Raw genomic sequence first — 11332 nt, 5'->3', positions numbered from 1 at the left:
TAAGGCAAAAAAAACGACACAGCGTGTCGTTTTTTATCTATCGTCATTTTGCCTTAGCCGTAAATATTCGCACGGTCGCGCAACTCTTTCCCAGGTTTAAAGTGGGGAACGTATTTACCTTCCAGTTCCACTTTATCGCCTGTTTTTGGGTTGCGACCTACGCGTGGCGCACGGTAATGCAAAGAGAAACTGCCAAACCCCCGGATTTCGATGCGTTCACCCTGAGCCAACGTAGTGGCCATATGCTCAAGCATCTCTTTTACCGCATCCTCTACGGCTTTCGCCGGGATATGAGTTTGCTGGCCCGCAAGTCTTTCAATAAGTTCTGACTTGGTCATTAGTCCTCCGGTTAATCCCTGTGGGAATGGTCTGACAGCTTGCTACGGGCGCCGGGCGCCAAAAGGCAGCCCGGAGCCCAAAGACGATTATTCGCCTTTAGCGGCTTTAAATGCTTCAGCCATAGCGTTAGAGAAGTTGCTTTCTTCCTGTTTGTTGTTAACAGTAGCAATAGCATCTTTCTCGTCAGCTTCGTCTTTAGCACGAACAGACAGGCTTACAACGCGGTTCTTACGATCAACGCCGGTGAATTTGGCTTCAACATCGTCACCAACATTCAGCACCTGAGTCGCGTCTTCGATACGGTCGCGTGAAGCTTCAGAAGCACGCAGGTAGCCTTCAACGCCGTCTGCTAATTCAACTGTAGCACCTTTAGCGTCAACTGCAGTTACTTTACCAGTAACAATTGCACCTTTCTTGTTCAGAGAGATGTAGTTGTTGAACGGGTCTTCTGCCAGTTGCTTAACGCCCAGGGAGATACGCTCGCGCTCTGCGTCAACCTGCAGAACCACAGCGGCGATTTCGTCACCTTTCTTGTACTCACGAACCGCTTCTTCGCCAGTCGCGTTCCAGGAGATGTCAGACAGGTGAACCAGACCGTCGATGCCGCCTTCCAGGCCGATGAAGATACCAAAGTCAGTGATTGACTTGATTTTACCTTCAACACGGTCGCCCTTGTTATGGGTTTCCGCAAACTGCTGCCACGGGTTGGATTTGCACTGTTTCAGGCCCAGAGAGATACGACGACGTTCTTCGTCGATATCCAGAACCATCACTTCTACCACGTCGCCAACGTTAACAACTTTAGACGGATGGATGTTTTTGTTGGTCCAGTCCATCTCAGACACGTGTACCAGGCCTTCAACGCCTTCTTCGATTTCAACGAAGCAGCCGTAGTCAGTCAGGTTGGTCACGCGACCGGTCAGTTTAGTACCTTCCGGATAACGTTTAGCGATAGCTACCCACGGATCTTCGCCCAGCTGTTTCAGGCCCAGAGATACACGGGTACGCTCGCGATCGAACTTCAGCACCTTAACGGTGATTTCGTCGCCAACATTAACGATTTCGCTCGGATGCTTAACGCGTTTCCATGCCATGTCGGTAATGTGCAGCAGGCCGTCAACGCCGCCCAGGTCAACGAAGGCGCCGTAGTCAGTAAGGTTCTTAACGATACCTTTGACTTCCATGCCTTCCTGCAGGTTTTCCAGCAGCTGGTCGCGTTCTGCGCTGTTTTCAGATTCGATAACGGCACGACGAGAAACAACAACGTTGTTGCGCTTCTGATCCAGCTTGATTACTTTGAACTCAAGCTCTTTGCCTTCCAGGTGCAGCGTATCGCGCACTGGACGCACGTCAACCAGGGAACCTGGCAGGAACGCACGAATACCGTTCAGCTCAACAGTGAAGCCGCCCTTGACTTTGCCGTTGATCACGCCAGTTACAGTTGCAGCTTCTTCGTAAGCTTTTTCCAGCATCAGCCATGCTTCGTGACGCTTCGCTTTCTCACGAGACAGCAGGGTTTCACCGAAGCCGTCTTCTACTGCATCCAGAGCAACGTCAACTTCGTCACCAACCTGGATTTCAAGCTCGCCCTGTGCGTTTTTGAACTGCTCCGCCGGAATGGCAGACTCAGATTTCAGACCGGCGTCAACCAGTACGATATCTTTGTCGATAGCAACAACAACACCGCGAACGATGGAACCCGGGCGGGTTTCGATTTCTTTCAGGGATTCTTCAAACAGTTGAGCAAAAGATTCAGTCATATTTAATCTTTAGATAGGTAAATTTAACGTCCACCTGACTTCCTGTTGGATGGGGTTGTTTAACATGCCTGATGACGTTCCTTATCACCAGGTTATTACATCTGTTCTGCCGCTGGCCTACGATAATGCCAGTTTTTCGCGGGCATAATTGAGCGCGGTATCAATTACCTGCTCAATACTCATGCTGGTTGAATCCAGCACTAGCGCATCTTGCGCGGGCACCAGCGGCGCAATAGCCCGATTACGGTCACGCTCGTCGCGTTCCTTTATCTCGGCTAAAAGGCGTTCAAAGTTAACACTAAAGCCCTTCTCCTGCAACTGTAGCATACGTCGGTGCGCACGCTCTTCGGAGCTGGCGTCGAGAAAAATCTTTACTGGCGCATCGGGGAAAACCACCGTGCCCATATCGCGACCGTCGGCAATCAGGCCTGGCGCATCGCGAAACGCGCGTTGACGACGCAGTAAAGCTTCGCGCACGCGTGGAAATGCCGCCACTTTTGACGCTGTGTTGCTTACTTCCTGCGTACGGATTTCGCCCGTTACGTCTTCGCCTTCAAGAATGACCGCCATTTCACCGTCGGTTGAAATAAAACGTACATCCAGATGCGCGGCAATAGGCACCAGCGCTTCTTCTGACTCGATATCTACCTGATGGTGAAGGGCCGCCAGTGCTAATACGCGATAAATAGCACCAGAATCAAGCAGATGCCATTGCAGCGCCTCAGCCATTGCCTTACAGAGCGTGCCTTTGCCCGCACCGCTTGGACCATCAATGGTAATTACCGGGGCTGTTGCCGTCATTTTATTCTCCTGTCGCTGCTGGTCGTTCTTATGGCTGCCTGCACTCATTTACAAGTCGCGGCATATTATACGCTGCAATTATTCAGAACGTTATCTTTAAGCGCAGGCCGCTGCCAAATATTCTTCTTTTTAAGAACTTCCGCTAAAAAATAAAATGCCGTAATGGATCAGCCGCTACGCTGTAAACCAGCAGTAGCGGCGTTTTTTCAGGCTAATGTGCTGATGGCCGCCAGACGTTCAAAGTAGTCCGGGAACGTTTTAGCGGTACATTTCGGATCCAGAATGGTGATGGCCGTATCCGAGAGCGCCACCAGCGAGAAACACATCGCCATCCGGTGATCGTTGTAGGTACCGATATTTGCTGAGGTCAGGTGTTGCGGAGGGGCGATACGGATAAAGTCATGCCCCTCTTCCACTTCAGCCCCAACCTTACGCAGCTCGGTAGCCATCGCTGAAAGCCGATCGGTTTCTTTAACGCGCCAGTTATAAATATTACGTAATACCGTAGTGCCTTCAGCAAAAAGTGCCGCTGTGGCAATGGTCATTGCCGCATCGGGAATATGGTTCATATCGAGATCGACCGCGTGCAATTCATCGCGCGTACACGCGATATAATCATCGCCCCACTCAATTTTAGCACCCATTTTTTCCAGCACGTCAGCAAAACGGATATCGCCCTGAACGCTATTACGTCCCACGCCGGTGACGCGCACCGTGCCGCCTTTGATTGCAGCGGCAGCAAGAAAGTAAGAGGCGGAAGAGGCATCGCCCTCCACCAGGTAGCTGCCAGGTGAAATATAACGCTGCTGCCCACGGATCGAAAAGCGCTGGTAACGATCGTTTTCTACCGTTACGCCAAAAGCCTTCATCAAATGCAACGTAATATCGATATAGGGCTTCGACACCAGCTCGCCTTTAATCACGATCTGCGTGTCCTGCGGCGCCAATGGCGCAGCCATCAGCAGAGCCGTCAGGAACTGGCTGGAAACGCTGCCGTCGACGCTGACTTCTCCACCGGTGAAGCCGCCGTGAATGCGTAATGGGGGATAGTTGTCCTGTTCCAGATACTCAATCTGCGCGCCGCCCTGACGCAGCGCATCAACCAGATGACCGATGGGACGCTCTTTCATACGCGGCTCGCCGGTCAGGATTATGTCATTATCGGCCAGGCAGAGCGCAGCAGCCAACGGACGCATCGCGGTTCCGGCATTGCCAAGAAACAGTTCCAGCGCCTTCTCTGCTTTTAGCGGCCCACCGCGGCCATTCACTTCACAGACGGTACGATCCGCTGACAGCTGATAGCCGACGCCTAATGCCTCAAGCGCATTAAGCATATGTTTAACGTCATCGCTGTCTAAAAGGTTAGTCAGACGTGTCGTTCCCTGCGCCAGCGCTGCCAGCAGTAAAGCGCGATTAGAAACGCTTTTTGAGCCAGGTAAATTTACCGTGCCGTCAACGTGTGCAATGGGTTGTAGTGTCAGGGATTCCTGCATGTAAAAACGTCTCTCCGTAAAGCCAGTACAATAAAACCTCGCGCCAGGGCGAGGTTTCTAAAAAATAGTAAACAGGGAATCAGCCGTGCCGACGCTCAAAATCAATCATAAATTCGGTCAGAGCTTTAACGCCCTCCAGCGGCATAGCATTGTAAATGGAGGCGCGCATACCACCAACCACGCGATGCCCTTTCAGAGCATGCAGCCCGGCGGCAAAGGACTCTTCCAGGAAAACCTTATCTAACGCGGCGTCGGCCAGCTGGAAAGGCACATTCATGCGTGAACGGTTGCTGGCGGCCACGTCATTACGATAGAAATCGCTGGCGTCGATAACGCTATACAGCAAATCGGCCTTTGCCTGATTGGTTTTATCCATTTCGCCGATTCCGCCGCGCTCTTTCAGCCACTTAAACACTAGCCCTGAAAGGTACCAGGCAAAGGTCGGCGGGGTGTTGTACATGGAGTCATTTTCCGCCAGTGCTTTATAATTCAGCACCGTTGGCAGCGCCTGCTGCGCTTTACCCAACAGGTCGTCACGTACAATCACCAGCGTCAGGCCAGCCGGGCCGATATTCTTTTGCGCTCCGGCATAGATAACGCCGTAGCGGCTGATATCAAGCGGACCAGAGAGAATAGTGGAAGAGAGATCGGCCACCACGACTTTATCGCCAAAGTCAGGTTGCTCATTGATGGCCAGGCCATCGATGGTTTCATTCGGGCAAAAGTGGAGATAAGCCGCATCGTCGTTTAATGCCCAGTCGCGCATAGGCAGTAACGCGCGTTTGCCGTCGATCTGGATTTTCGCGTCAAACACATTAGGCGTGCAATACTTATGCGCTTCCTGAATCGCGCTATGCGCCCAGTAGCCGCCATCGATATAGTCTGCGGTTTTCGCCGCGCCCAACAGATTCATCGGCACCGCCGCAAACTGCGCGCGCGCGCCGCCCTGGCAGAATAAAACTTTATAGTTATCGGGAATTTTCAGCAGATCGCGTAAATCTTTTTCCGCTTCTTCTGCAACCTGAATAAACTCTTTGCTGCGATGGCTGATTTCCATTACTGACGTACCCAGCCCATTCCAGTTGCAAAGCTCTTGTTCTGCACGACGAAGCACTTCTGCCGGCAGCATTGCCGGACCGGAGCTAAAATTATAAATCTGCGTCATTTCCCGTCACCACTGTCAGATCTGTTGATTATGAATAGGCTATCGGTTTTATCACTGCCCTTCGTATGCTGCAAACATTTATCCGGCCGCGCTCCCATTTTCTCGCGACCTGCCGCAACAGCTTGTATGGCGAAAGCAAAGCGGTACGATATTTTGTGAGGTTTCTCGCTTTACGAAATAATAGAACCAGAAAGAAAGCGACCGTTTTGCCACAATGCCCAATATCAATTCACTGCCCGCAGATAGCGCCAACGTTAGAAAATACGTATCATTGCGCGCTTTACGCTCAACCAACAAATAGTAGGCTACATGACTCAAACCTTTATCCCCGGCAAAGACGCCGCGCTGGAAGATTCCATCACCCGCTTCCAACAGAAGCTGCAGGATTTTGGCTTCAATATTGAAGAGGCCTCGTGGCTGAATCCCGTGCCCCACGTCTGGTCGGTGCATATTCGTGACCGCGACTGCCCGCTTTGCTTTACGAATGGTAAGGGCGCAAGCAAAAAAGCTGCGCTGGCTTCCGCGTTGGGTGAATATTTCGAGCGTTTGTCGACCAACTATTTCTTTGCGGACTTCTGGTTAGGCGAAACCATCGCCAATGGCGAATTTGTTCACTACCCCAATGAAAAATGGTTCCCGCTGCCGGAAGATGACAGCCTGCCGGAAGGCATTTTGGATCCCCGCCTGCGTCAGTTTTACGATGCAGAAAATGAGCTGAGCGCCAGCGATCTGATCGATCTGCAGTCAGGAAATGGCGAACGCGGCATTTGCGCATTGCCTTTTACCCGCCAGTCTGACGACCAGACCGTCTATATTCCAATGAATATCATCGGCAACCTGTATGTGTCCAACGGCATGTCAGCGGGTAATACGCGTAATGAAGCACGCGTACAGGGCCTGTCAGAAGTCTTTGAGCGTTATGTAAAAAACCGCATTATTGCCGAAGCGATTAGTTTACCGGCTATCCCACAGGATGTGCTGGATCGCTATCCAGGCGTGGTGGAAGCGATCAATAGCCTTGAAGCTGAAGGTTTCCCGATTTTTGCCTATGACGCCTCGTTAGGCGGCAAGTACCCGGTTATTTGCGTGGTGTTATTTAACCCGAGCAATGGCACCTGCTTCGCCTCCTTCGGCGCTCATCCTGATTTCGGCGTGGCGCTGGAGCGTACCGTGACCGAACTGCTGCAGGGCCGTAGCCTTAAAGATCTGGATGTCTTTACGCCGCCGACGTTCGATGATGAAGAAGTTGCGGAACATGCCAACCTGGAAACGCACTTTATCGATTCCAGCGGCTCTATCTCATGGGATCTGTTTAAAGAAGAAGCTGACTACCCGTTTGTAGACTGGCGCTTTGATGGCAGCACGGAAGAAGAGTTCGTCACGCTGATGGCCATTTTCAAAGATGAAGACAAAGAAGTTTACATCGCAGATTATGAGCATCTGGACGTTTACGCCTGCCGTATCATTGTGCCGGGCATGTCTGATATTTATCCGGCGGAAGATCTGCTGCTGGCCAATAACAGCATGGGCGCCGGTCTGCGTGAGACCTTGCTGGCGCTGCCTGACAGCGAGTGGGATCAGGCCGATTATCTGGCGCTGATTGAGCAGCTGGATGAAGAAGGCCACGATGATTTTACCCGCGTTCGCGAGCTGCTTGGTCTGGCTACCGGTAAAGATAATGGCTGGTACACCTTGCGTATCGGCGAGCTGAAAGCGATGCTGGCGCTGGCGGGCGGCGATCTCGATCAGGCCTTGATCTGGACTGAGTGGACGATGGAGTTTAACGGTTCAGTATTCACCGCTGAACGCGCAAACTACTATCGCTGCCTGCAAACGCTCCTGCTGCTTACACAGGAAGAAGAACGCGACCCAACCCAGTATTACCTCGCTTTCGTGCGCATGTATGGCGCTGACGCCGTTGAAGCCGCATCCGCTGCCATCAATGGCGAAGCGCCTTTCTATGGTCTGCAGCCGGTTGATCGTGAACTGAAGGCGTTTCCTGCCCACCAGGCCCTGCTTGCCGCCTATGAAAAGCTGCAACAGGCCAAGCGTCATTACTGGCAATAAATAATCTTACTCCGGTAAATTATAAGCCAGTTATTTAACCAGCTGGCTTTTTAGTTGCCCTAATGTTACCGACTAGTTATTTTATATTTCTTTTCGGTAACATTTAAATAAAAATATAACCTTTTATAATAATATTTCGTTGTGCATAAAATGCCACCTTCAATTTTAGATGTATAAATTAAAATAAATTTTATATAATAATATCAACAAGTTATTAGATAAAAACCACTTCCCACTCCCCTGCCGCCTTGTCAGGCACTTAGCAAATATGATCTAAATCAATTTTCGCTAAATACTCCTTTGTTAGTATCTCTACACGATATTTTATGGGAGCACGTTAGTATGAATACTGACAACCCTTTCAATTTATTACTACCGCATGCAACGGCGAAAGTTGCTGAAGAAGCCGGCGTTTATAAAGCGAATAAACATCCTCTCATAACCTTTTTTTTAGCCATTAACGCTGGCGTATTTATTTCTATTGCCTTCGTTTTTTATATCACGGTGACAACAGGCGCGGCGGATATTCCTTATGGCCTGGCGAAACTGATCGGCGGGATCTGTTTCTCTCTTGGCCTGATGCTGGTTGTCGTGGGCGGCGCAGATCTGTTTACCTCCACCGTTTTGATTGTTGTGGCGAAAGCCAGCGGGCGCATTAGCTGGGGCCAACTGGCACGCAACTGGATCAATGTTTATATCGGCAACCTGTTCGGCGCGCTGTTTTTTGTCGGCCTTATCTGGTTCTCCGGCGAGCATGAAGTGGCTAATGGCGCATGGGGATTAAATGCCTTACAAACCGCCGACCATAAAATGCATCACTCTTTTATTGAAGCCGTCTGTCTTGGCACGTTGGCTAACTTAATGGTTTGCCTGGCCATCTGGATGAGCTACTCAGGCCGCAGCCTGACCGACAAAATGCTGGCTATGGCTCTGCCGGTTGCCATGTTCGTGGCCTGTGGTTTTGAGCACAGCATCGCCAATATGTTCATGATTCCGATGGCAATTGTTATCCGTGATTTCGCTTCGCCGGAATTCTGGCAAGCCACAGGCGCTACCGCCGCTCAGTTCCCTAACCTGACGCTGAGTCATTTCATCATGGATAACCTGATCCCCGTCACCATCGGCAACATCATCGGTGGTGGCCTGCTGGTAGGGCTAACCTACTGGGTCATCTATCTGCGTGGTGACTATACGCACTAGCAACCATTGCACAAGAATTCGAACCCGCAGGCGTTTCCCTGTGGGCTCTAAAAAAGAACTTTTATCAGAAGGTAGGTATATTATGACCGAGCTCAATGAGAAACTGGCTGCCGCCTGGGAAGGTTTCACCGCAGGTGAATGGCAGAAATCAGTTAACGTTCGCGATTTTATTCAGAAAAACTATACGCCGTATGAAGGGGATGAATCCTTCCTGGCCGGTGCTACTGATGCCACCACCCAGCTGTGGAACAAAGTGCTGGAAGGCATCAAAATTGAAAACCGCACCCATGCGCCGGTTGATTTCGATACCAGCGTTGCGGCAACCATCACTTCACATGATGCAGGCTATATCGATCAGAGCCTGGAAAAAATTGTCGGTTTACAAACTGACGCTCCGCTGAAGCGTGCTCTGATCCCGTTTGGCGGTATCAAAATGGTGGAAGGTTCCTGCAAAGCGTATAACCGCGAGCTGGATCCGCAGCTGAAAAAAATCTTTACCGAATACCGTAAAACCCATAACCAGGGCGTGTTTGATGTTTATACGCCGGAAATCTTACGCTGCCGTAAATCAGGCGTGCTGACCGGCCTGCCCGATGCGTACGGCCGTGGCCGTATTATTGGTGATTACCGTCGTGTCGCACTGTACGGTATCGATTATCTGATGCAGGATAAATTTGCTCAGTTCACCTCGCTGCAGGAAGATCTGGTCAATGGCGTGAACCTTGAAGCAACGATTCGTCTGCGCGAAGAGATTGCCGACCAGCACCGTGCGCTGGCTCAGCTGAAAGAGATGGCGGCAACCTACGGCTGCGATATCTCTCGTCCGGCAAGCAATGCGCGTGAAGCGGTACAGTGGACCTACTTCGGTTATCTGGCTGCGGTGAAATCACAGAACGGCGCAGCGATGTCCTTTGGTCGCGTCTCTACCTTCCTTGATGTCTTTATCGAACGCGATATGCAGGCAGGTAAACTGAGTGAGCTGGAAGCACAAGAGCTGATCGACCACTTAGTAATGAAGCTGCGTATGGTGCGCTTCCTGCGTACCCCGGAATATGATGAGCTCTTCTCCGGCGACCCGATTTGGGCAACGGAATCACTGGCAGGTATGGGCGTCGATGGCCGTACGCTGGTAACCAAAACCACTTTCCGTTTCCTGAACACCCTCTACACCATGGGGCCGTCTCCGGAACCGAACATGACCATTCTGTGGTCAGAGCAGCTGCCGATTAACTTCAAAAAATATGCGGCTAAAGTCTCCATTGATACCTCATCTGTGCAGTACGAAAACGACGATTTAATGCGTCCGGACTTCGATAACGACGACTACGCTATCGCCTGCTGCGTTAGCCCGATGATTGTCGGCAAACAGATGCAGTTCTTTGGTGCGCGCGCCAACCTCGCCAAAACGCTGCTGTACGCAATCAATGGCGGCGTTGATGAAAAAATGAAAATGCAGGTCGGTCCGAAAGAAGCGCCGATCATGGATGAGGTGCTGGAATTCGATACCGTGATGGCTCGTCTGGATCACTTTATGGACTGGCTGGCTAAACAGTACGTTACCGCGCTGAATATCATTCACTATATGCATGATAAATACAGCTATGAAGCTGCGTTGATGGCGCTGCATGATCGTGATGTTTACCGCACCATGGCCTGTGGTATTGCCGGTCTGTCCGTGGCGGCAGATTCACTTTCCGCTATCAAATATGCCAAAGTAAAAGCGATTCGCGACGAAGATGGTCTGGCAACCGACTTTGAAATCGAGGGCGAATACCCGCAGTTTGGTAATAACGATCCGCGCGTGGACGATCTGGCCTGTGACCTGGTTGAACGTTTCATGAAGAAAATTCAGAAACTGACCACCTACCGCAACGCCGTACCGACGCAATCCGTGCTGACGATTACCTCCAACGTGGTTTACGGTAAGAAAACAGGTAATACCCCGGATGGCCGTCGTGCCGGTGCGCCTTTCGGACCAGGCGCTAACCCGATGCATGGTCGCGATCAGAAAGGTGCCGTTGCCTCACTGACCTCGGTGGCTAAACTGCCGTTTGCTTACGCTAAAGATGGTATCTCTTACACCTTCTCTATCGTTCCGAACGCGCTGGGTAAAGATGACGATGTACGTAAAACTAACCTGGCAGGCCTGATGGATGGTTACTTCCATCACGAAGCGGCGACGGCGATTGAAGGCGGCCAGCATCTGAACGTTAACGTGATGAACCGTGAAATGCTGATGGATGCCATGGAGCACCCGGAAAAATATCCGCAGCTCACCATTCGCGTTTCCGGTTATGCGGTACGTTTTAACTCGCTGACTAAAGAGCAGCAACAGGACGTGATTACGCGTACTTTCACCCAGTCGCTGTAATGCTTCTTGCGCTAATGAAAGGCTCCTGCGGGGGCCTTTTTACCAACAGCCTGATTTGCCAGAGATCTGGACTGAGGTCTCTGGCAAAGCAGACTTAACTTAACGCAGCAGCCTTTAAAGACTGCGTCACCTGCCA

The 11332-nt window shown here is 51.2% G+C and carries 8 protein-coding genes; 3 read left to right on the top strand and 5 right to left on the bottom strand.

Annotated elements, in window-relative coordinates:
- Window positions 1–53 precede the first annotated feature (53 nt).
- The 5 genes from ihfB to serC all read right to left on the bottom strand — a co-directional run bounded on the left by ihfB (window position 54) and on the right by serC (window position 5558).
- Entirely contained in the window at window positions 54–338 is a 285-nt protein-coding gene (gene ihfB, locus J2X14_RS00960; RefSeq protein ID WP_352409355.1) for an integration host factor subunit beta, read from the bottom strand.
- An 87-nt stretch (window positions 339–425) separates the two neighbouring features.
- Complete coding sequence (rpsA, locus tag J2X14_RS00955; RefSeq protein ID WP_352409354.1) at window positions 426–2099, bottom strand: 30S ribosomal protein S1; 1674 nt, start codon at window positions 2097–2099, stop codon at window positions 426–428.
- A gap of 117 nt (window positions 2100–2216) precedes the next feature.
- On the bottom strand, window positions 2217–2900 hold the full coding sequence (cmk, locus tag J2X14_RS00950; protein ID WP_085067419.1) for a (d)CMP kinase: 684 nt from the start codon (window positions 2898–2900) through the stop codon (window positions 2217–2219).
- A gap of 206 nt (window positions 2901–3106) precedes the next feature.
- Entirely contained in the window at window positions 3107–4393 is a 1287-nt protein-coding gene (gene aroA, locus J2X14_RS00945) for a 3-phosphoshikimate 1-carboxyvinyltransferase (protein WP_352409353.1), read from the bottom strand.
- 79 nt (window positions 4394–4472) lie between these two features.
- Window positions 4473–5558, bottom strand: coding sequence for a 3-phosphoserine/phosphohydroxythreonine transaminase (gene serC / locus J2X14_RS00940; protein ID WP_352409352.1), 1086 nt, complete (start codon window positions 5556–5558; stop codon window positions 4473–4475).
- Between the two features lie 309 nt (window positions 5559–5867).
- On the opposite strand from serC, the gene ycaO reads away from it, so the two are divergent.
- The 3 genes from ycaO to pflB all read left to right on the top strand — a co-directional run bounded on the left by ycaO (window position 5868) and on the right by pflB (window position 11196).
- On the top strand, window positions 5868–7625 hold the full coding sequence (gene ycaO, locus J2X14_RS00935) for a 30S ribosomal protein S12 methylthiotransferase accessory factor YcaO (protein WP_352409351.1): 1758 nt from the start codon (window positions 5868–5870) through the stop codon (window positions 7623–7625).
- Window positions 7626–7967: 342 nt separating this feature from the next.
- Window positions 7968–8825, top strand: a complete 858-nt coding sequence (gene focA, locus J2X14_RS00930; protein ID WP_352409350.1) for a formate transporter FocA — start codon at window positions 7968–7970, stop codon at window positions 8823–8825.
- Between the two features lie 82 nt (window positions 8826–8907).
- Entirely contained in the window at window positions 8908–11196 is a 2289-nt protein-coding gene (gene pflB / locus J2X14_RS00925; protein WP_352409349.1) for a formate C-acetyltransferase, read from the top strand.
- Window positions 11197–11332 lie beyond the last annotated feature (136 nt).

Origin of the sequence: Mixta sp. BE291, assembly GCF_031457955.1 — a bacterium.
Lineage (GTDB): Bacteria > Pseudomonadota > Gammaproteobacteria > Enterobacterales > Enterobacteriaceae > Mixta.
Note: the sequence above shows the minus strand (reverse complement) of the source record. Positions and strands in the feature narration are given on the sequence as shown.

Excerpts from the sequence above, each read along its gene's own strand:
- ycaO (WP_352409351.1), top strand. The coding sequence starts at position 5,868 with ATGACTCAAACCTTTATCCCCGGCAAAGACGCCGCGCTGGAAGATTCC.
- rpsA (WP_352409354.1), bottom strand. The coding sequence starts at position 2,099 with ATGACTGAATCTTTTGCTCAACTGTTTGAAGAATCCCTGAAAGAAATC.
- serC (WP_352409352.1), bottom strand. The coding sequence starts at position 5,558 with ATGACGCAGATTTATAATTTTAGCTCCGGTCCGGCAATGCTGCCGGCA.
- ihfB (WP_352409355.1), bottom strand. The coding sequence starts at position 338 with ATGACCAAGTCAGAACTTATTGAAAGACTTGCGGGCCAGCAAACTCAT.
- aroA (WP_352409353.1), bottom strand. The coding sequence starts at position 4,393 with ATGCAGGAATCCCTGACACTACAACCCATTGCACACGTTGACGGCACG.
- focA (WP_352409350.1), top strand. The coding sequence starts at position 7,968 with ATGAATACTGACAACCCTTTCAATTTATTACTACCGCATGCAACGGCG.
- cmk (WP_085067419.1), bottom strand. The coding sequence starts at position 2,900 with ATGACGGCAACAGCCCCGGTAATTACCATTGATGGTCCAAGCGGTGCG.
- pflB (WP_352409349.1), top strand. The coding sequence starts at position 8,908 with ATGACCGAGCTCAATGAGAAACTGGCTGCCGCCTGGGAAGGTTTCACC.